We start from the raw sequence: 19,266 nt of genomic DNA, 5'->3' as shown, positions 1-19,266 counted from the left end.
TGGTATCGATTTGCTCGATATGCAAGCCCGGCAGAAAACAATTCCCCATGAGCCGATAATAATTACCATCAGAACCTGAATCAATCACGGAAGGGTTATGCGAACATGACGATGATTGATCCTGCTTCTACCCCAATGACGTTTGACCCCGGACAAATGCGACAGTGGCAAAGGCATTTTTTCATGCAGGCCGTAAAAATACGAAACGCGCGGAAATCTCTCCCCGCGCGTTCGCCTCGAAATGGTGCCGCGATTACTTGGACGCGGCGTCGGTGATGTCGTGCGTCCAGGCGCCCGAGGGCTCCTTGCTGATGATCTTCTGGTCGAGCAGTGCCTTTGCCGTGCGGGCATAGAGCGCTTCGTCCAGCTTGCCGGAGCCGTCGCCGACGAGCTTGGCGACTTCGCCCATCATGCGCTTCTGGTGGTTCTCGTCCTGGCCGCCATTGTCCATGACGATCTCGGCGGCTTCGTCGGGGTTCTCGGTCGCATATTTCCAGCCCTTCATCGAGGCGCGGACGAATTTGACCATCTTCTCCTTGAAGGCCGGGTCCTTCAGCTTGTCTTCCATCGCATAGAGGCCGTCTTCGAGAAGGTCGTTGCCCATCTCGGTATAGTTGAAGACCGTCAGTTCCTCCGGCTTGAAGCCGGCATCGATCGCCTGCCAGTATTCATTATAGGTCATGACGGAGATGCAGTCGGCCTGCTTCTGGACGAGCGGCTGCACGTCGAAGCTCTGCTTCAGCACGGTGACGCCGTTCGCGCCGCCTTCCGTCGAGAGACCCAGCTTGTTCATCCAGGCGAAGAAAGGATATTCGTTGCCGAAGAACCAGACGCCGAGCGTATGGCCCTTGAAGTCGGCTTCGGTCTTGACCGGGCCGTCCTTGCGGCAGATCATTTCGAGGCCCGACTTCTGGTAGGGCTGGGCAATGTTGACGAGCGGAACGCCTTTTTCGCGGGCAACGAGCGCGCCACCCATCCAGTCGACGATGACATCGGCGCCGCCGCCGGCGATCACCTGCTCGGGGGCGATATCGGGGCCGCCCGGCTTGATATCGACGTCGAGGCCTTCTTCCTTATAGAAGCCCTTGTCCTTGGCGACGTAATAACCGCCGAACTGGCCTTGCGTGACCCATTTCAGCTGCAGCACCACCTTGTCGGCGGCCATCGCGTGAGCGGCGGCCAGCGTCATCGCGCTCGCCATCATTGCAACCATCAACTTTTTCATTTTCTTATCCTTACCCTCTGAAGTTATGCCCGAACCCCGTTTGCGAAGCCCGCGCGCGTCTAGCCACCACGGATAGACGGATGCCAGAACGTCACCGCCCGTTCGCTCAGGGCGATGATGCCATAAAAGATCGAGCCGGCCAGCGCCGCGATGGCGATTTCCGCCCAGACCATGTCGACATTCATGCGGCCGATCTCGGTGGAGATGCGGAAGCCCATGCCGACGATCGGCGTTCCGAAGAATTCGGCAACGATGGCACCAATCAGTGCCAGCGTCGAGTTGATCTTCAGTGCGTTGAAAATGAAGGGCATGGCTGCCGGAAGCTTGAGCTTGAGCAGCGTCTGCCAGTCGCTCGAGGCATAGGTGCGCATCAGGTCGCGCTCCATGCTGCCGGAGGCGGCAAGACCGGCGACTGTGTTCACCAGCATCGGGAAGAAGGTCATGATGATGACGACGGCGGCCTTTGACGGCCAGTCGAAGCCGAACCACATGACCATCACGGGGGCGACGCCGATGATCGGCAGGGCCGACACCATGTTGCCGATCGGCAGCAGGCCGCGGCGCAGGAAGGTGATGCGGTCGGCCAGCACCGCGACGACAAAGCCGCTGAGGCAGCCGACGATATAACCGATCAGCACAGCCTTGAAGATCGTCTGCCTGACATCAGCGCCGAGGATCGGCAGGGAGGCCATGATACGGGCGCCGATGGCGCTCGGCGGCGGCAGGATGATGAAGGGGATGCCGGCACCGCGGGTGACCGCTTCCCAGAGGATGAGGATCCAGGCGCCGAAGATCGCCGGGATCAGCAGCTGGAGCGCCGATTTGCCGACAGCGGCGACGGGCTGCAGTTTCGACAGTTCGGTGACGCATCGCCAAGCCAGCAGCCAGCAGGAAAAGAGCAGCAGGAAGTAAGCCCGCGTCGCCATGCCTTCGTTGCCGGAGAGAGCGGAAAGCAGCATCCAGGCGGCGCCATGCGCGCCGATGAACAGCACGGTGGCGCGGTAGGCCGGCGGCTGCGGCGCAAAAGACAGCAGGGCAGCCGCAATGACGATGATGAAGACGAGGCTTGCCGTGCCGTCCGTGAAGGGCCGTGCCGCGCCCTCGGCCAGAAGCGGCAGGGTGATCAGCGCTGCGATGCAGAAGAGGAGGGCGGTGACGCCCTGCCAGGAGAAGGTCAGATGTCTCATGCCGGTCTCCCGCCCATGGCGCGATCGACGATCTTGGCGGCGAGGCCGACGATCGCGACCAGGATGCCCGCCAGCAGCGATCCAGCGACAAGAGCCGCCCAGATATCGATGGTCTGGCTGTAATAGGAGCCGGCAAGCAGCTTCGAGCCGATACCGGCGACAGCACCGGTCGGCAGCTCGCCGACGATGGCGCCCACCAGGCTGGCAGCGATCGCCACCTTCATCGAGGTGAAGAGGAAGGGGATCGAGGCCGGAACCCGCAACTTCCAGAAGGTCTGCGTCGGGCTGGCATAATAGGTGCGCATCAGGTCGAGATGCATGAGTTCGGGTGAGCGCAAGCCCTTCACCATGCCGACGGCAACGGGGAAGAAGGAGAGGTAGGTGGAGATCAGTGCCTTGGAGACGAGGCGGGAAGCGTCGGAATCGAGGTTCAGGAGATGCGCCAGCGCGTTGTCGCCGGTCAGCACATTGTAGGAGATAATGACGATCATCGGCGCGATGGCAAGGATCGGTATGGTCTGGCTCGCCACCAGCCAGGGCATCAGCGAGCGGTCCATCGCGCGGTTATGCACGATCAGCACTGCAAGAAGGATGCCGAGCAGCATGCCGAAACCGAAGCCGAGCAGGGTGGAGGAGAGCGTCACCCAGCTGTGATAGACGAGGCTGCGGTTGCTCGAAAGGCTGCGCAGGACGGTGTTTTCATAGACATTCTCAGCCACCTGATGCGGCGCCGGCAGGATCGGCTTCGGCTGCGCCAGCGTTTTGCCGATGAATTCGATGGTCGTCGGTGTGGCGCCGGCGCGGCTGTCCATGTCACGCTGGAACGGTGCGTTCATCAGCACGGCGGCGACATACCAGATGGCGATGAGGGTAAGCAGGATGGTGGTGACGGGGATGATCTTGCTTTTGAAGGTGTCGGGTTTCACAGCGACTGCCCCCATTTGTATATTTCTGAACTCAACCGCCTAAACCTCATGGCTATGCCCCGTCCTCAGCCCCTCGCGGACGCGATGGGCGATCTCCAGGAATTCGGGGGTGTCGCGGATGTCGAGCGGGCGTTCGGCCGGCAGGGGCGAATCGATCACATCGGTGACGCGGCCCGGGCGCGGCGACATCACCACGATCTTGGTCGAGAGATAGACTGCTTCGGGGATGGAATGGGTGACGAAGCAGATCGTCTTGTTGGTGCGCGCCCAGAGTTTCAGCAGCTCTTCGTTCAGATGATCGCGGACGATTTCATCAAGGGCGCCGAACGGCTCGTCCATCAGAAGCAGGTCGGCATCGAAGGCCAGCGCCCGGGCGATCGAGGCGCGCTGCTGCATGCCGCCGGAAAGCTGCCAGGGGAATTTCTTCTCGAAGCCGGACAGGCTGACGAGATCGAGCGCCTCGGCGATGCGCCGCGCCCGGTCGGCGCTGGAATAGCCCATGATTTCCAGCGGCAGGGCGATGTTGTTTTCGATGGTGCGCCAGGGATAGAGCGCCGGCGCCTGGAAGACATAGCCATAGGCGCGGGCCTTGCGGGCTTCCTCCGGCGTCATGCCGTTGATCGAGATTTCGCCGGAGGTGCTCTTTTCGAGATCGGCGATGACGCGCAGGAAGGTCGTCTTGCCGCAGCCCGACGGGCCGATGAAGGAGACGAAATCGCCCTTGCGGACATCGAGATTGACATCGCTCAGCGCATTCACCGGGCCGTCATTCGCCTGGTAGGTGAGACAGAGATCCTTGGCGGATACGACGGAGGGTGCTTGCATCAATGCGACCGTTCTTGTTTTCGCCGCTGGGAGGCGGTTTGCGTGTTACCATCGCCGCAGGCCCTGCCGGCGGCACATTTCATGGAGGAAGAGAATGGACGCGACATCAAAACCCACCTGCCACATCGTTCGGCCCAACCATGCCTATGACGGCAAGCAGGGGCTCAGCTATTTCGAAGGGATAGCGGCCGAGACGGTCGGCGCCAAGGGCATCTGCATGCACCTGCTGACGATTCCGCCCGGCGTGCGCGCCAAGGCGCATCTGCATGAGGCGCACGAGACGGCGATCTATATGCTCTCCGGCGAGGCTCATACCTGGTACGGAGACCGGCTCGAGCAGCACGTTATCGTCCATGCCGGGGAACTTTTCTATATTCCGGCCGGCGTGCCGCATCTGCCGGCAAATCTCAGCAGCACGCCGTGCACGGCGATCATCGCCCGCACCGATCCGAACGAGCAGGAAAGCGTCGTGCTGCTGCCGGAGCTGGATGCGCTGGTGCCGGCCTGAGGTCATAGGCATCGAAAGGCCGTTCCCCGGTTGATGGCGGTATCGTCGCGCACCATCATCACACGCCGGTCGCCGGAATGCCGCTGCGCGTCACCTTGCGCGGTGCGGTGATCTCCTTCCACTGGGACAGCGCCTTGCTGACGGCGGTTACCGGTTCGCGCCGGACGAATTCGCCGTGGCCCTCCTGGGTCTTGATGGTGCTCTCCTCGATCGCGACGACGCCACGCGTCAGCGTGTAGCGCGGCAGGCCGGTCACTTCCTTGCCTTCGAAGACGTTGTAGTCGATCGCCGACTGCTGAGCCTTGGACGAGATGATCTTGGACCGCTTCGGATCCCAGACGACGATATCGGCATCGGCGCCGATGAGGATCGCGCCCTTCTTCGGATAGATGTTGAGGATCTTGGCGATATTGGTCGAGGTGACCGCGACGAATTCGTTCATCGTCAGCCGGCCGGTGTTGACGCCGTGCGTCCAGAGCATCGGCATGCGGTCTTCGAGGCCGCCGGTGCCGTTTGGGATCTTGGTGAAGTCGCCGACGCCGAAACGCTTCTGCGCCGTGGTGAAGGCGCAATGGTCGGTGGCGACCACCTGCAGCGACCCGGAGGCAAGCCCCGCCCAGAGTGAGTCCTGATGCTGCTTGTTGCGGAAGGGCGGCGACATCACCCGGCGGGCGGCGTGATCCCAGTCGGGGTTGGAATATTCGCTCTCGTCGAGCGTCAGGTGCTGGATCAGCGGTTCGCCGTAGACGCGCATGCCCTTGGCGCGGGCGCGGCGGATCGCTTCGTGCGCCTGTTCGCAGGAGGTATGAACGATATAAACAGGGCAGCCGGCCATGTCGGCGATCATGATGGCGCGGTTGGTGGCTTCGCCCTCCACTTCAGCGGGGCGGGAATAGGCATGCGCCTCGGGGCCGTTATTGCCTTCGGCCAGCAGCTTTGCCGACATCGAGGCGACGACATCGCCGTTTTCGGCGTGCACCAGCGGCAGCGCGCCGAGTTCGGCGCAGCGCTGGAAGGAGGCGAACATCTCGTCATCATCAACCATCAGCGCGCCCTTATAGGCCATGAAGTGCTTGAAGGTGTTGATGCCCTTGTCACGAACGATGGTTTCCATCTCCTTGAAGACCTGCTCGCTCCACCAGGTGACCGCCATGTGGAAGGAATAATCGCAATTGGCCCGCGTCGATTTATTGTCCCACATGGTCAGCGCTTCGAGCAGCGACTGGCCGGGGGCGGGCAGCGCGAAATCGACCACCATCGTCGTGCCGCCGGAAAGGGCCGCGCGCGTGCCGCTCTCGAAATCGTCGGAGGAATAGGTGCCCATGAAGGGCATTTCGAGATGGGTGTGCGGATCGATGCCGCCGGGCATGACATAACAGCCGGAAGCATCCAGCGTCTCGTCGCCCGACAGGTTCGGGCCGATCTCGATGATCTTGCCGCCGTCGATCTTGACGTCCGCCTTGTAGGTCAGGTCGGCCGTGACGATGCTGCCGTTCTTGATGACTGTGCTCATTTTCCGAACTCCCTGTCGCTGCGCGGTGCCTGCGCAAGCTGGTTATCCAATGACTGGCGGTAGCGGATGCAACCGCGCATAAATTGAGGCCAATCGGGCACGATCTGACCGCCGGCCGGCGGATCAGGCAGGAGCATCCACAGATCGGGATGATGCCAACAGAGTTCATGGCCCGACATATCGCGGTGGATGCGGATCGCGTGGCGCATGGCTCTTGCCGCCGACAACAGATCAGCGTGGCTCATGCTGTCCAGATCTGCGTCCGGATCCGTGATCACACCACGATCTCCGCCGTCTCCACCACCGCATGGAACAGCACATCGGCGCCCGCCGTTGCCCACTCCTTGGAGATTTCCTCCGCTTCGTTGTGCGAGAGCCCGCCGACGCAGGGGCACATGACCATCGTCGCAGGAGCGACCTTGGCGGCCCAGCAGGCATCGTGGCCGGCGCCGGAGATGAGGTTCATGTGGGTGTAGCCGAGCCGTTCGGCGGCGGAGCGGACCGCGGTGACGAGCTTCTCGTCGAAGGTAACAGGCGCGAAATGGCCGATCGCCTCGATGGAACAGCCGACGCCGAGGGCATCGCAGATGCCAGGCGCTTCCGCCTCTATCTTTGCCCGCATGCGGTCGAGCTTGGCCTTGTCGGGCGAGCGGATGTCGACGGTGAAAACCACCTTGCCCGGCAGCACGTTACGGGAATTCGGCGAGAAGAAGACCTGGCCGACGCCGCCGACGGCACCCGGCTGCTCGCCCATCGCCACACCCTGAACCATTTCCAAGATGCGCGACATCGCAAGACCGGCATTGACGCGCATGTTCATCGGCGTCGAGCCGGTATGGGCTTCCTTGCCGGTCAGGGTGAATTCGAGCCACCACAGGCCCTGACAGTGGGTGACGACGCCGATCTGCTTGTCCTCGGCCTCGAGGATCGGGCCCTGTTCGATGTGATATTCGAAATAGGCATGCATCTTGCGGGCGCCGACCTCTTCGTCGCCGACCCAGCCGATGCGCTTCAGTTCGTCGCCGAACAGATTGCCCTCGGGATCCCGGCGATTATAGGCAAAGTCAAGGCTGTGGACGCCGGCAAAGACACCCGAGGCCAGCATGGCCGGGGCAAAACGCGCGCCCTCCTCGTTCGTCCAGTTGGTGACGACAATAGGATGTTTGGTTCTGATGCCGAGGTCGTTCATGGTGCGCACGACTTCGAGGGCTGAGAGCACGCCGAGAACGCCGTCATATTTGCCGCCGGTCGGCTGGGTGTCGAGATGCGAGCCGACATAGACGGGCAGGGCATCGGGATCGGTGCCGGGGCGGGTGGCGAACATCGTGCCCATCTGGTCGACGCCCATGGTCAGGCCCGCCTCGTCGCACCATGTCTTGAAAAGGCTGCGGCCCTCGGCATCCGAATCCGTCAGCGTCTGGCGATTGTTGCCGCCCGCGATGCCGGGGCCGATCTTCGCCATATCCATGAGGCTGTCCCAGAGACGGTCGCCATTGACGCGCATGTTCTCGCCTGGTGCTGCCACCATTTTTATGCCCTCACCTGTTTGCGGCAGTCATGCAAAGGGCATGCCCGCCTGTTCCCGTGGTCTATTCCAGCGCCTCTTATTGGTTTTGTCGAGCGCCGGAAAATCGCCAGTTGCCTTTGTTTTTCATCTGGCGGATAATTTGACCGATTGGTAAACATTACAACTTCCACCGCCGGGCTCAAGACGAAAATCACGAAAATTGCCGATAAAAATACGGGCAGTTGCTTAGGAAAGCGGCAGGGATGTCTCCCCGCCAAAACTTGAGCGAAGAAGTTGAATTTCAAGGGGAAATGACAGCCTGTGACCATACCGAGAGCAGCGAAGACCCTGAGGCGGACGCGAATCCAGGAGGAGAAGGAAGAGCAGATTCTCGAGGCGGCGCTTGACGTGTTTTCGGCAAGCGGCTTCCGCGGCTCGACCATCGACCAGATCGCCGAAGTGGCCGGCATCTCGAAACCCAACCTGCTTTATTATTTCCGGACGAAGGAAGCTATGCACCGGGCGCTGATCGACCGGGTGCTCTACACCTGGCTGGAGCCGCTGCGCGCCTTCGACGCCGAGGGCAATCCGGAGGAGGAAATCCGCAGCTACATCAGACGCAAGCTGGAGATGGCGCGCGATTTTCCGCGCGAGAGCCGGCTTTTCGCCAATGAGGTGCTGCAGGGCGCACCGCATATCGAGGACGAGCTCAAGGGGCCGCTGAAGGAACTGGTCGACGAGAAGGCGGAGGTCATCCGCGCCTGGGCGAAATCAGGCAAGATCATCAAATGCGATCCCTATCACCTGATCTTCTCCATCTGGTCGACGACGCAGCATTATGCGGATTTCGACGTGCAGGTGCGTGCCGTGCTCGGACAGGAGCATTCCGGCGAGGGCCGCTTCGAGGATGCGGCGCGGTTTCTGGAGCAGCTCTTTATTGGCGGGCTGCGGCCGGATCGCTCCGAGAGCTGACGTTTATCGCTTTCTAACAAGCGGCAGACGGGCGAGTGTGTCCGTCACGCCTTCCATCGTATAGGGTTTCTGCAGCACGGGCGCGTCCGAATGGCTGTTCGCCTGAGCGATGCCTTCGCCATAGCCTGTGGCAAAAACGAAGGGCACGCCTTCAGCCGCCAGTCGGTCGGCAATCCCGAAACTCGTCTCATCGCCGAGATTGACGTCGAGAAGCGCCAGATCGAAGGAATGGCCGGCCAGGATCTGCATCGCCTCGGTGACACTTGGCGCCGTTGCGACGTCGGCGCCCATCCGGCGCAGGATGTCCTCCCCATCCATGGCGATGATCAGGTTGTTTTCCACCAGCAGCACCTTCAGCCCGGAGAGCGGCTGATGATCACCAGCAACCGCCCGGCGTTCGGCCGCTCCGACCGGCGCTGAATTTGACCGTTCGCTCGTCGGGCCGACGACATACCGCGCCGGAATACGGAAATCCGCTTCGAGACCGCCCTTGACGAAACGGACATTCGCTTGGCCGCCGAGGTCATAGGGAATCGAGCGCCGGATGATCGTCGAACCGAAGCCTTGGCGGGTGGGTTCGCTGACGGACGGACCGTTCTTTTCGCGCCAGCCAATGTGCAGATGGCCTTGGTCGTCGCGATGCCAGCCGAGCTCGACCGTACCGTCGGTGCCGGAAAGGCTGCCATATTTGGCGCTGTTGGTCATCAGCTCATGGAAAACCAGGGCGGCGGTGGAGAAGGCCTGCGGTTCCAGCAGCACGTCCTCGCCGATCATCTGAATACGTGGGGCGTTCTTGCCGAGATAGGCGGCAGTTTCGGCCGCCAGCAATTGCCGCAGCGAGGCCGGCGCCCAGTGATCGCGTGTGATCTGGTCATGAGCGCGGGCGAGCGACTGGACGCGGCCCTCGATCTGGCGGATGTAGTCGCCGACGCTGACTGACGTCGTCTGCGATTGCCGAATGATGCCGGTGATGAGGCTCAGAATGTTGCGGACGCGATGGTTCAGCTCGGCGATCAGCAGTTCCTGGCGCTCGTTTGCCGTCTGCCGCGCCATGCTGGCCTCGTCGGTGAGACGCAAGACCACCTCGATCAGCGTGACGCGGATCGTTTCGGCGACACGCCGCTCGGCCTCGGTGAAGGGCAGGGAGCGGCCGCGCACCAGTTCGGACCAGGCCTCGAAACTCTTGCGCGGCGTCAGCCGCGGACCGTTGGGGCCGTATTCCACCGGCTTGTGCGGATCTCCGCCCCAGCGGACCGTGCGCACCAGCTCCTGACGGAAAAGCACGACATAATCGCGCGGCGAGCGCGAGATCGGGATGGCGAGCATGCCGGCCACCGCATCGTCGAGTTCGAGATCGGGATAGGTCTCAGCCAACCTGTCGACGGCATAGATGCGACCGGCGGCATTGCGGTTGAGATGGCGGACGAGGGCCGCGAAGCTTCTCTCATCCGGCCCGATGCCGGCAAGCGCCAGCCGGCCGTTGATCCAGACGCCGATGCCGTCGGCAGGAATGGCGTCGGCGAGCGCGTCGATCAGCCAAGCCGGATCGTCGAGCAGGCTGGCATTGTCGGCGACGGAGGTAAGAAGCCGGTCGGCGATGCGGCGCGCCTTGGTCTCGTAGTCGAGCGCCAGCCGCCGTTCGCGGCTTTCAAGGCGCGAGGCAAACATCTGGCCGAACAGCTCGGCGGTGGAGCGGCTTTCAGCCGAAGGCAGGCGCGGGCCGTAATGGTGGCAGGCAAACAGGCCCCAAAGCTTGCCGTCGACGACGATCGATATGGAGAGCGACGCGCCGACGCCCATGTTTTTCAAATATTCGATATGGATCGGCGAGACCGAACGTAAAACCGACATGGAGAGATCGAGCGGCTGTCCGTACTCATCGCGTTCAGGCAGGATCGGAACCGGGACGGCGTCGACATCGGCAATGATGCGGAACAGGTTGCGCAGATAGAGCGCCCGTGCCTGTACAGGGATGTCGGATGCCGGATAGTGCAGCCCGAGAAACGAGCCGATGCCGGCCCGAGCGGCTTCCGCCACCACTTCGCCGGAACCGCTTTCGTCGAAGCGATAGACCATGACCCGATCGAAGCCGGTCAGGGCGCGCGCCTGCCTTGCCCCGTCGCGAAAGAAAGCCTCCATCGTTTCCGTGTGGTCGAGACGGGACATCATGCTGCGCATGGAGAGGGAGGGGGCGTTGCGCCTGTCTTCCTGGCAGCGCTCGCCTTCGACGATGACCCCATTGTCATTCATATGCACGGCAAGATCGAACTTGCTCTGATCCGAGGTCAGAGCAATGCCGAAAATGCGCTCGACGACATCCGACCCGCGCAGCGTGGTCAGCTTGTTGCGGATGGTGTGAAGTGCCTCGGGCGTGATCAGCGAGGTGACAGGCCGGCCGAGCGCGTCGGGCTGTGCAATGCCGAGGAACTCTGCCAGATTTGCCGAGGCACGCGTGACAATCCAGTCCGAGGATATCGCCAGCAGAAAGCCGAAGGGCTGAACCGCGCCGAGTTGATGGATCGGCTCCCGGTCGCAGTTGGTCAGGTCGACGGGTTCAATCGTGCCGCTCATGGGACGGCTTCCAGTTCGAGTTGCCCGGCTTTGAGGAAGAGGCCGAAAACATCGCGGGCTGCGGAAACGGCGGCCGCGGGATCGTCTATGCCGCTGGCATCGAGACGCTCCATGAAGATCCTCATGCCGCCCTTTGGACCCTGTGGCCTGAGATAGCTGCCGGGTAGGTGATCGGGCACGGATTTGGCAAGCAGGGCGCCGCCGAGCTTGGAGCCTTCGAGCACGTAGAGCGCGCCCCAGAGCGCTGCGTCGTTCCGCAATGCCGGTGGCGGAAGGGGCTGGGGCAATGGATCGCCGAGTTCCCCGATATCGGCCAACAGCAGCTGCGTGCGCCGCCGTTCCGGCCAGTCGGGCAGCAGGTGGGCAATTCCCGCATCCTCGAGGGCGTCTTCGGCCGCCGGCACGACCCGGGCATGGGCGCGCAGGAATGTTCTATACTGCTGTCTATTGGAGAGATCGAAGGCGCTGAAAAGCTCGTCGACCTCGCCGTGGCAATCTGCTGTTTGTGCGCGGAGCACGCTGCGAAGTGACATGCGGACCGTGTTCTAAGTAAAATGGCATTCGATGCCGTTCATGCGGGATGGCAAGTTAGCGATATATTGCAGCATCCTGGTATTTCCAGGGAAACCCATAGAAAAACATGGGCTTCCCCTGTTTTCGCAGCTGGTTGTTCGCCTTCATCGGATTTTTGGAGGACGAAACTATCAGGGGGCAACTTCAACCCATCAGGCGCGGCAGATCTGTTGCCAACATATCGATGGCAAGGCGCACCTTTGGCAACATCACGGGCGATCTCGGCCAGACGGCGTAGGCTTCGAAGACGCTTGGCGGTCTATCGGTCAGAACCCGCACGAGTTCGCCCGACAGGACCCTGTCGCGCACCAGCCAGCAGGTGAGCCAGGCGAGCCCGCGGCCCTTTACTGCCGCGTCGGCTATCGAGGCGAGATCGTCAAGCCGCAGCCGCGATTTCGGCAGAACTTCGCGTGCGGGACCTGCCGTTGCCGGAAAAGTCCAGGCTTTGTCGTTGTCGCCGCGGCGATAGACGATGCCCTGATGATGGGCGATATCGTCCAGCGTTTGTGGCACCCCGTATTTTTCCAGATAGGCGGGCGAAGCGCAGACGGTCATAGGCTGTCGAGCGATTGCCCGCGTCATCAGGTCGGAGTTGTCCTTCAGCGGACCGTTGCGCACGGCAAGGTCGAAGCCGTCCTCCAGAAGATCGACGACGCGATCGCTGAAGGAGAGGTCGAGTTCGAGATCCGGATGGTCGTCGAGCAGCCGGGTCAGGATCGGAGCGGCACAATGGCGCCCGAAAAGCGCTGGCATTGATACACGCAGCCTGCCACGGACTTCGCGCTTGCCCGATTCAAGCTGGGCCTCGCCGATGCGGATTTCCTCGACGGCTCTCAGGCAACGCTCGTAGAAGAACCGGCCTTCGTCGGTCAGGCTTTGGGCACGGGTCGTGCGTTTGAAGAGCCGGACGCCGAGCCGCTCTTCGAGCCTTGCAATCGTCTTGCTGACCGCCGAGCGAGTGAGATGGAGCCGCTCGGCCGCGGCCGAGAAACCACCGGCCTCGACCGTCTCGACAAAGATCGAAATTCCCTTCAACTGCTCCATCTTTGTTTCCTTGATGGCACCATTCCGACGACTTAATATCGCAACTAGAGAGGAATATTCAACGATATATCTACCGCTCCGCCCATCGAGAAGGAGCTGAAAGGTGCAGACGACAAGACAATGGCAGACCGATGCCATCGGCCCGGAGGCCAATCTGACGATCGGCGAAGGCAGAATTCCTGATGTGTCAGGCACGATGATCCGGGTGCGGACGCAGGCCGTCTCCCTCAATTTCCGCGACAGGCTGGTGCTTGATAGCGGCATGGGCCTGCCATTGCAGTTCCCCTTCGTGCCGGCCTCGGACATGGCAGGTGTGGTCGATGCCGTCGGGCCTGATGTCACGCGCTTCAAACCCGGCGATCGGGTGATCTCCACCTTTTCCCCGGACTGGATCGACGGACGCGGGCCTGGAACTGCCCGCAATCCACATTATCAGACGCGCGGTGGCTTCTATTCAGGTGTACTTTCCGAGCACACGGTGCTTTCCGAGGAATGGTTCGCGCTTGCGCCTGATACGCTCGATGCGGCTGAAGCCAGCACGCTGCCCTGCGCCGGGTTAACGGCGTGGTTTGCGCTCATCGAATGCGGCAAGCTCAAGGCCGGCGACAAGGTGCTGGTGCAGGGAACCGGCGGGGTTGCGCTTTTCGGCCTGCAGATTGCCAAGGCGCATGGCGCCGAAGTCTTCATCACATCAGGCAGCAGCGAGAAGCTCGAACGTGCATCGGCGCTCGGGGCCGATCATCTGATCAACCGCAAGGAGCGCGACTGGGTCGAGCAGCTCCATCAACTGACTGGCGATTATGGCGCCGACCACGTGCTGGAAATCGTCGGCGGGCCGCATCTCGGCCGGGCGCTGGAGGCTGTGGCGGTCAACGGCCGGATTTCGGTGATCGGCGTGTTTGAGGGCTTTGAAGTCTCGGCGCCCGTGGCGCCGTTGCTTCTGAAAGCGCCTGTCGTGCAGGGAATTACCGTCGGTCATCGCCGGGCGCTGGAGGATTTGGTGCGCGCCGTCGACCAGACGGAGCTGAAGCCAGTGATCGACAGACGTTATTCTTTCGAGGAACTGCCGCAGGCGCTCGATCATCTCTATCGCGGCCCGTTCGGCAAGGTCGTCATCGAGTTCTGAGACATGCGCTCCCCTCGCACCGTCGAGGGGAGCGTTCTCCTATTCGGCGGCAATGGCTTCGCTTTCGAAGGCGAATCCCTCGTCGGCCCAGCCGGTCATGCCGCCGATCATCAGCTTGGCCTTGAGGCCGAGCTTGGCCAGGCGGAAAGCGGCCTTGTCGGCGCCGTTGCAGTGGGGACCGGCGCAATATACGACGAAGAGGGTGTCCTTCGCCCATTCCGACATGCGGTGCGCGGTCATCTTGCCGTGTGGAAGGTTGATCGCACCCGGCAAGTGGGACTGGGCAAACAGCGCCGGCGAGCGCACGTCGAGGAGGACGAAATCGACCTTGGCGCCGGCAAAGGCAGCGTGGACATCGGAGCAATCGGTTTCGAAGGCGAGCTTGGCGGCATAATGGGCGGCGGCGATATCGGGCGCGGCGGCCGGGATTTCGGTGACGGGGCTTGGCATCGATCTTTCCTTCTTCGTTGGAGTTGCCGCCCGGTATCGCCGATGTTAAAGCTCTGCGAAATTGGCCATTATGACCGACAGCGTAAAGATCATGCCAAACGCATTACTGCAGCAGACGAAAGGACCGTTGGTCGTAGCCCTTGCCTATGACGGGCTCTGCACCTTCGAATTCGGCATCACCTACGAGGTCTTCGGCCTGCCGCGCCCGGAGATGGGTGAGAGCTGGTATCGCTTCTCTGTCTGCGGCATCGAGCCGGGTCCGCTTCGCGCCGCCGGAGGGCTGACGGTCGCGGTCGACAATGGGCTGGAGGTGCTCGACGAGGCGGAGCTAATCGTCGTGCCCGGCTGGCGGGCGATCGATGCGCCGGTGCCGGAGCCGCTCGCCGCAGCGCTCCGGGCAGCGCATCAGCGCGGCGCGCGCATCATGTCTCTCTGCTCCGGTGTTGCGGTTCTGGCCGGATCCGGATTGCTTGCCAACCGCAGGGCGACGACGCATTGGCGCTATGTCGGCTCTATCGCCGCACGCTATCCCGACATCGCGCTCGATGCCGGCGTTCTCTACATCGACGAGGGCAGCCTGCTGACGGCGGCGGGCAGTGCCGCCGGCATCGATCTCTGCCTGCATGTGGTGCGCGGCGATTTCGGCGCGGAGGCGGCAAACAGCGTCGCCCGCCGCCTCGTCGTGCCGCCGCACCGCGAAGGCGGACAGGCGCAGTTCATCCACGCGCCGGTCCCCGAGGCACGCGAGGGCATCCGCCTGGGGCCGCTGATCGAATGGATGCGGGCAAGCCTTTCCGAGCAGCAGCCGATCAGCCTGCTTGCTGGAAGAGCGGGCATGAGCATGCGCACCTTCCAGCGTCGCTTCGAAGCGACGACGGGTCTCAGTGTCGGCGAATGGCTGCTGAAGGAGCGGCTGCGCCATGCCCGCGATCTGCTGGAGAAAGAACTTGCCGTTTCGCTCGACGACATTGCCGTCGCCAGCGGCTTCGGCACGCTGGCGACGATGCGGCATCATTTTCGCAGGCGGCTCGGGACGAGCCCGAGTGCCTATAGGCGGTCGTTCGGCGATTGAGCCACCTCACGCTTGCATTTATGTCTCACTTCGCCTAAACGGGCGCTCTCTATTGTTCTGGAAAGGGAGCGCCACGATGACGACTATCTCCGCACGCCCCGAGAGGGTTTCGGCTTAAGTCGGCCAACGGGCTGATGATGCCGGTTGAACATCGCCGTTTCCGGTGATGAAAGACCACTCATATCCAGAGTTCATTATCGTGGGCAATTCTATCGGGAGCGGAAGCTCCCCGACGACGTCGGCGTCAGGTCCGGCGGTCATCAATCGTTTCTTTTCCGGCTCTGCCTGGATCGAAGGCGCTGCCTTGGACCAGCTCGACGAGATGTCGCGCCTGCCGGGTGTTTCGGAAATCGCCGCCTTTCCGGATCTGCATCCCGGCAAATATGGTGCGACCGGCGTCGCCCTGCTGTCATCTCGGCTGCACCCGCTGCTGATCGGCAACGATATCGGCTGCGGCATGTCGCTGTTCGGCCTCGATCTGCCGCTGCGCAAGCTGAAGATCGACAAGGCGGCGGAGCGGCTTCGCCGGCTTGACACGCAGCCCATCGGAGAGGGGCGCGAGTGGCTCGCCGAGATAGGTCTGGCCGCCGATCTGGCGCCCGATGCCTTGGGCACGATCGGCGGCGGCAACCATTTCTGCGAGCTGCAGGCGGTGGAAGATCTTGCCGAGGGCGGGCGCGCCGCCGGTCTGGACGATCAGGGCCTTTATCTACTTGTTCATTCCGGCTCACGCGCCCTTGGCGCCGCGGTTTTCTCAGAGACATTGGCTGCTCATTCGGGACTTGCCGCCGGTCTGGATCCCGGTTCGGAGGCGGGTGCTGCCTGGCTTGCGAGCCATGACCGCTGCGTTGCTTGGGCATCGCTGAACCGGCGACTGATCGCAGTGCGGGCGGCTCTAGCACTTCGTGCCGACCTGCGTCTCATCGCCGACATACCGCACAATCTCGTTCGCCGCTCAGATCGCGGGTTTGTGCATTATAAGGGCGCTGCGGCCGTCGCACCCGGCGAACTCGCGCCGATTGCGGGATCTCGGGCCAGCCTCAGCCATGTCGTTGTCGCGAGTGCCGACATCGGCCGTTCGCTCGGCGGCATTTCTCATGGGGCCGGCCGCAAATATGATCGCGCCACCATGCACGGACGGGTCGGCCGCAACCGGTCCGAACGCGAACAGTTGCTGCGCAATCCCTGGGGCGGTATCGCGATCTGCGACGATCGTGCCCTCGTCGTCGAAGAAGCGGCGTCGGCCTACAAGGATGCCGGACAGGTGGTGAGCGATCTCGAAAAGGCGGGGCTGATCGTCGGGCTTGCCAGCCTGCGGCCGCTCGTCACCTTCAAGAAGGCGGTTGATGAGGCGGAGGTCGAACAGCGCCGGCGAAAGCCTGAATATCGCAGGGAAGGAGGGCGCGGCCATGAGCGCTATTGATCTTCTCGTGACGTCGGGCAACGGTCCGGTGGAGTGCCGGATGGCGCTCTCCGCACTTCTCGGCATCCTTGAGCGCGAGGCTCTCGGGCTTGGCTGTGCCTTCGAAGCCAGCCTCGGTCCTGTTCCGGATCGGCACGGTGCGAAGTCGGCGATCGTCAGCCTCGATGGTCTCGAGGCGGAACGGATTGCCAACGGCTATTGCGGCACGATCAGGTTCACCTTCAAGAGCCCGGTGCGTCCCGGTCACAAACGGCAGAACTGGTACGTCGCGGTTCAGCGTATCGAACCCGGGCCGGAGGGTGGCGAGGTGACGATCGATCCGGCCGACCTGCGTTTCGAGACGCTGAGAGCCGGCGGACCGGGCGGGCAGCACCAGAACACCACCGATAGTGCCGTGCGTGTGTTGCATCGGCCAACCGGCCTGGTGGTGACGGCGCGTGACGAACGCTCTCAGCACCGCAACAAGGCCTTGGCGCTTCGGCGTCTCGAAGCGATGTTGCATCAAATCGAGGCTGAAAAGCAGGAGGCGGCCAAATCCGGACGCTTCATCGCCAACCGGACCATCGAGCGCGGCAACGAGGTCAAGGCGTTCAAGCTGTGATCCGCTGTGTCGCTCTGACCACATAATAATAAACGGCGCCCTTCTGTAAAGGGCGCCGCCACCTTCAGTCACGGTCTCTAAAAATAGTAATCCCGTTCGATGCCGTCATAGCGGCCGGATCGCAGGCAGCAATTCTTGAAACCGTCTCCTGGAGCCGCAGGGACAGGGATCGTTGCGGCCGAGTTTCTCGATCAGTTCGACATCGCCATGAACGATCTGCGAACCGCTTTTGACCCGGGCTTCGGATGGGAAGGATTTACGCCGTTTCGACGTGACCTCAAAAGCTGAAGTCGGTGAGGTGTTTGCGAGCCATGGCTGCCTCCTCTTCGGTTGCACGCTGCGATGGTGCAGCATGATCCCCCTAGATCCATTGCGGGCTCGGTGCAACGCCGCGGATTAAATTTCTCCGCGGCGTTGCAGTCCGATCACTCCGCGGCCTGGCGGGCCATCGGGTTGTTCGGGTGCGTCGTCCAGTTGGCGTAGTTCGGGTCGACCACCTTGCCGGTGCGCTTGTCGAGAGTGCCGGCCGGAAGCTGCTCCATCGTGATGCAGTTCTCGACCGGGCAGACACTGACGCAAAGATTGCAGCCGACGCATTCCTCGTCGATCACCTCGAAATGGCGCAGGCCATTGACGACGTTGGTGATCGCCTGGTGCGAGGTGTCCTCGCAGGCGATGTGGCAGCGGCCGCATTTGATGCAGGCATCCTGGTCGATCTTCGCCTTGGCGATGTAGTTGAGGTTCAGATACTGCCAGTCGGTGACGTTGGGCACAGCGCGGCCGGTAATGTCGTCGAGGGTCTTGTGGCCCTTTTCGTCCATCCAGTCGGAGAGGCCTGAAATCATCTCCTGCACGATCTTGAAGCCGTACGTCATCGCCGCGGTGCAGACCTGGACGTTGCCGGCGCCGAGAACGAGGAATTCGGCAGCGTCCCGCCAGGTGGTGATGCCGCCGATGCCGGAGATCGGCAGGCCGTAGGTTTCGGGATCACGGGCAATTTCGGCCACCATGTTCAGCGCGATGGGCTTGACCGCCGGGCCGCAATAACCGCCATGGCTGCCCTTGCCGCCGACCGTCGGGTTGGGGGCGAAGTTGTCGAGATCGACGGAGACGATCGAGTTGATCGTGTTGATCAGCGAGACGGCATCGGTACCGCCGGCCTTGGCGGCGCGGGCCGGACGGCGGACATCGGTGATATTCGGCGTCAGCTTGGTGATGACGGGCATGCGGGTGTACTGCTTGCACCAGCGCACGACCATTTCGATATATTCCGGCACCTGGCCGACGGCAGAGCCCATGCCGCGCTCCGACATGCCGTGCGGACAGCCGAAATTGAGTTCGACGCCATCGGCGCCGGTCTCTTCTACGAGCGGCAGGATCGACTTCCACGCCTGTTCCTCGCAAGGCACCATGATCGAGGCGATCAGCGCCCGATCCGGCCAGTTCATCTTGACCTGCTTCATTTCCCTGAGATTGGTGTAGAGGTCGCGGTCGGTGATGAGCTCGATATTGTTCAGGCCAAGCAGGCGGCGGTCGGCGCCCCAGATCGCGCCGTAGCGCGGGCCGTTGACGTTGACGACGGGTGGGCCTTCCTCGCCCAGCGTCTTCCAGACCACACCGCCCCAGCCGGCCTTGAAGGCGCGCTCGACGTTGTAGGCCTTGTCGGTCGGCGGCGCGGAGGCCAGCCAGAACGGGTTGGGCGACTTGATGCCGACGAAATTATTGCGGAGATCAGCCATTGTT

Annotated in this window: 19 protein-coding genes; 6 read left to right on the top strand and 13 right to left on the bottom strand. The window is 62.6% G+C overall.

What is annotated here, in order from left to right:
- Positions 1-253 precede the first annotated feature (253 nt).
- The 4 genes from AF337_RS07740 to AF337_RS07725 are packed head-to-tail and all read right to left on the bottom strand — an operon-like array spanning position 254 to position 4,163.
- Positions 254-1,225, bottom strand: coding sequence for an ABC transporter substrate-binding protein (locus tag AF337_RS07740; protein ID WP_049731650.1), 972 nt, complete (start codon positions 1,223-1,225; stop codon positions 254-256).
- A gap of 59 nt (positions 1,226-1,284) precedes the next feature.
- Entirely contained in the window at positions 1,285-2,412 is a 1,128-nt protein-coding gene (locus tag AF337_RS07735) for an ABC transporter permease (RefSeq protein ID WP_049731649.1), read from the bottom strand.
- Positions 2,409-3,338 (bottom strand): ABC transporter permease, encoded by a 930-nt coding sequence (locus tag AF337_RS07730; protein ID WP_049731712.1) that lies wholly within the window; start codon positions 3,336-3,338, stop codon positions 2,409-2,411. Before AF337_RS07730 ends, AF337_RS07735 begins: the two co-directional genes overlap by 4 nt.
- A 39-nt stretch (positions 3,339-3,377) precedes the next feature.
- Complete coding sequence (locus AF337_RS07725) at positions 3,378-4,163, bottom strand: ABC transporter ATP-binding protein (protein WP_049731648.1); 786 nt, start codon at positions 4,161-4,163, stop codon at positions 3,378-3,380.
- Between the two features lie 94 nt (positions 4,164-4,257).
- Between AF337_RS07725 and AF337_RS07720 the strand changes: the two genes are divergently transcribed.
- Positions 4,258-4,671: a cupin domain-containing protein gene (locus tag AF337_RS07720; protein WP_049731647.1), complete on the top strand. Its 414-nt coding sequence runs from the start codon at positions 4,258-4,260 to the stop codon at positions 4,669-4,671.
- Between the two features lie 58 nt (positions 4,672-4,729).
- On the opposite strand, the gene hydA is transcribed toward AF337_RS07720, so the two are convergent.
- The 3 genes from hydA to AF337_RS07705 are packed head-to-tail and all read right to left on the bottom strand — an operon-like array spanning position 4,730 to position 7,712.
- On the bottom strand, positions 4,730-6,184 hold the full coding sequence (gene hydA, locus AF337_RS07715; protein WP_049731646.1) for a dihydropyrimidinase: 1,455 nt from the start codon (positions 6,182-6,184) through the stop codon (positions 4,730-4,732).
- Positions 6,181-6,462: a hypothetical protein gene (locus tag AF337_RS07710; protein ID WP_049731645.1), complete on the bottom strand. Its 282-nt coding sequence runs from the start codon at positions 6,460-6,462 to the stop codon at positions 6,181-6,183. The genes hydA and AF337_RS07710 overlap by 4 nt, the downstream gene beginning before the upstream one ends.
- Positions 6,459-7,712 (bottom strand): Zn-dependent hydrolase, encoded by a 1,254-nt coding sequence (locus AF337_RS07705; RefSeq protein ID WP_049731644.1) that lies wholly within the window; start codon positions 7,710-7,712, stop codon positions 6,459-6,461. The genes AF337_RS07710 and AF337_RS07705 overlap by 4 nt, the downstream gene beginning before the upstream one ends.
- Positions 7,713-8,012: 300 nt before the next feature.
- Here AF337_RS07705 and AF337_RS07700 point away from each other — a divergent pair, with 300 nt between their 5' ends.
- A complete protein-coding gene (locus AF337_RS07700; protein WP_049731643.1) occupies positions 8,013-8,663 on the top strand; it encodes a TetR family transcriptional regulator C-terminal domain-containing protein in 651 nt (216 codons plus the stop codon).
- A 3-nt stretch (positions 8,664-8,666) separates the two neighbouring features.
- Here the strand turns inward: AF337_RS07700 and AF337_RS07695 are convergent, their stop codons facing one another.
- The 3 genes from AF337_RS07695 to AF337_RS07685 all read right to left on the bottom strand — a co-directional run bounded on the left by AF337_RS07695 (position 8,667) and on the right by AF337_RS07685 (position 12,851).
- On the bottom strand, positions 8,667-11,234 hold the full coding sequence (locus AF337_RS07695; RefSeq protein ID WP_049731642.1) for an HWE histidine kinase domain-containing protein: 2,568 nt from the start codon (positions 11,232-11,234) through the stop codon (positions 8,667-8,669).
- Positions 11,231-11,767 carry a biliverdin-producing heme oxygenase gene (locus AF337_RS07690; RefSeq protein ID WP_049731641.1) on the bottom strand — a complete coding sequence of 179 codons (537 nt, stop codon included), beginning with the start codon at positions 11,765-11,767 and terminating at the stop codon, positions 11,231-11,233. Before AF337_RS07690 ends, AF337_RS07695 begins: the two co-directional genes overlap by 4 nt.
- A gap of 184 nt (positions 11,768-11,951) precedes the next feature.
- Positions 11,952-12,851: a LysR family transcriptional regulator gene (locus tag AF337_RS07685; protein WP_049731640.1), complete on the bottom strand. Its 900-nt coding sequence runs from the start codon at positions 12,849-12,851 to the stop codon at positions 11,952-11,954.
- Positions 12,852-12,954: 103 nt separating this feature from the next.
- Here AF337_RS07685 and AF337_RS07680 point away from each other — a divergent pair, with 103 nt between their 5' ends.
- Positions 12,955-13,977 (top strand): zinc-dependent alcohol dehydrogenase family protein, encoded by a 1,023-nt coding sequence (locus AF337_RS07680; protein ID WP_049731639.1) that lies wholly within the window; start codon positions 12,955-12,957, stop codon positions 13,975-13,977.
- Between the two features lie 39 nt (positions 13,978-14,016).
- On the opposite strand, the gene AF337_RS07675 is transcribed toward AF337_RS07680, so the two are convergent.
- Positions 14,017-14,427, bottom strand: a complete 411-nt coding sequence (locus tag AF337_RS07675; protein WP_049731638.1) for a rhodanese-like domain-containing protein — start codon at positions 14,425-14,427, stop codon at positions 14,017-14,019.
- A 70-nt stretch (positions 14,428-14,497) separates the two neighbouring features.
- On the opposite strand from AF337_RS07675, the gene ftrA reads away from it, so the two are divergent.
- From ftrA to prfH, 3 genes are all read left to right on the top strand, one after another.
- Positions 14,498-15,499: a transcriptional regulator FtrA gene (gene ftrA, locus AF337_RS07670; RefSeq protein WP_049731637.1), complete on the top strand. Its 1,002-nt coding sequence runs from the start codon at positions 14,498-14,500 to the stop codon at positions 15,497-15,499.
- A gap of 199 nt (positions 15,500-15,698) precedes the next feature.
- The gene (locus AF337_RS07665) at positions 15,699-16,922 is read left to right on the top strand and encodes an RNA ligase RtcB family protein (protein WP_049731711.1); all 1,224 of its coding nucleotides are present in this window, start codon (positions 15,699-15,701) and stop codon (positions 16,920-16,922) included.
- Positions 16,909-17,523 carry a peptide chain release factor H gene (gene prfH, locus AF337_RS07660; protein ID WP_049731636.1) on the top strand — a complete coding sequence of 205 codons (615 nt, stop codon included), beginning with the start codon at positions 16,909-16,911 and terminating at the stop codon, positions 17,521-17,523. Before AF337_RS07665 ends, prfH begins: the two co-directional genes overlap by 14 nt.
- A gap of 105 nt (positions 17,524-17,628) precedes the next feature.
- Here the strand turns inward: prfH and AF337_RS39960 are convergent, their stop codons facing one another.
- Both AF337_RS39960 and preA read right to left on the bottom strand, forming a co-directional pair.
- Positions 17,629-17,877, bottom strand: a complete 249-nt coding sequence (locus AF337_RS39960; RefSeq protein ID WP_081278570.1) for an SEC-C metal-binding domain-containing protein — start codon at positions 17,875-17,877, stop codon at positions 17,629-17,631.
- Positions 17,878-17,948: 71 nt separating this feature from the next.
- Positions 17,949-19,262 carry an NAD-dependent dihydropyrimidine dehydrogenase subunit PreA gene (gene preA, locus AF337_RS07655; protein ID WP_049731635.1) on the bottom strand — a complete coding sequence of 438 codons (1,314 nt, stop codon included), beginning with the start codon at positions 19,260-19,262 and terminating at the stop codon, positions 17,949-17,951.
- Positions 19,263-19,266: the final 4 nt, after the last annotated feature.

Source organism: Rhizobium ecuadorense (genome assembly GCF_001187535.1).
Classification (GTDB): Bacteria; Pseudomonadota; Alphaproteobacteria; order Rhizobiales; family Rhizobiaceae; genus Rhizobium; species Rhizobium ecuadorense.
Note: the sequence above shows the minus strand (reverse complement) of the source record. Positions and strands in the feature narration are given on the sequence as shown.

Bases quoted from the DNA above. Each gene is read 5' to 3' on its own strand.
- AF337_RS07740 (WP_049731650.1), bottom strand. From the start codon at position 1,225: ATGAAAAAGTTGATGGTTGCAATGATGGCGAGCGCGATGACGCTGGCC.
- AF337_RS07735 (WP_049731649.1), bottom strand. From the start codon at position 2,412: ATGAGACATCTGACCTTCTCCTGGCAGGGCGTCACCGCCCTCCTCTTC.
- AF337_RS07725 (WP_049731648.1), bottom strand. From the start codon at position 4,163: ATGCAAGCACCCTCCGTCGTATCCGCCAAGGATCTCTGTCTCACCTAC.
- AF337_RS07720 (WP_049731647.1), top strand. From the start codon at position 4,258: ATGGACGCGACATCAAAACCCACCTGCCACATCGTTCGGCCCAACCAT.
- hydA (WP_049731646.1), bottom strand. From the start codon at position 6,184: ATGAGCACAGTCATCAAGAACGGCAGCATCGTCACGGCCGACCTGACC.
- AF337_RS07705 (WP_049731644.1), bottom strand. From the start codon at position 7,712: ATGGTGGCAGCACCAGGCGAGAACATGCGCGTCAATGGCGACCGTCTC.
- AF337_RS07695 (WP_049731642.1), bottom strand. From the start codon at position 11,234: ATGAGCGGCACGATTGAACCCGTCGACCTGACCAACTGCGACCGGGAG.
- AF337_RS07690 (WP_049731641.1), bottom strand. From the start codon at position 11,767: ATGTCACTTCGCAGCGTGCTCCGCGCACAAACAGCAGATTGCCACGGC.
- AF337_RS07685 (WP_049731640.1), bottom strand. From the start codon at position 12,851: ATGGAGCAGTTGAAGGGAATTTCGATCTTTGTCGAGACGGTCGAGGCC.
- AF337_RS07675 (WP_049731638.1), bottom strand. From the start codon at position 14,427: ATGCCAAGCCCCGTCACCGAAATCCCGGCCGCCGCGCCCGATATCGCC.
- ftrA (WP_049731637.1), top strand. From the start codon at position 14,498: ATGACCGACAGCGTAAAGATCATGCCAAACGCATTACTGCAGCAGACG.
- prfH (WP_049731636.1), top strand. From the start codon at position 16,909: ATGAGCGCTATTGATCTTCTCGTGACGTCGGGCAACGGTCCGGTGGAG.
- AF337_RS39960 (WP_081278570.1), bottom strand. From the start codon at position 17,877: ATGCTGCACCATCGCAGCGTGCAACCGAAGAGGAGGCAGCCATGGCTC.
- preA (WP_049731635.1), bottom strand. From the start codon at position 19,262: ATGGCTGATCTCCGCAATAATTTCGTCGGCATCAAGTCGCCCAACCCG.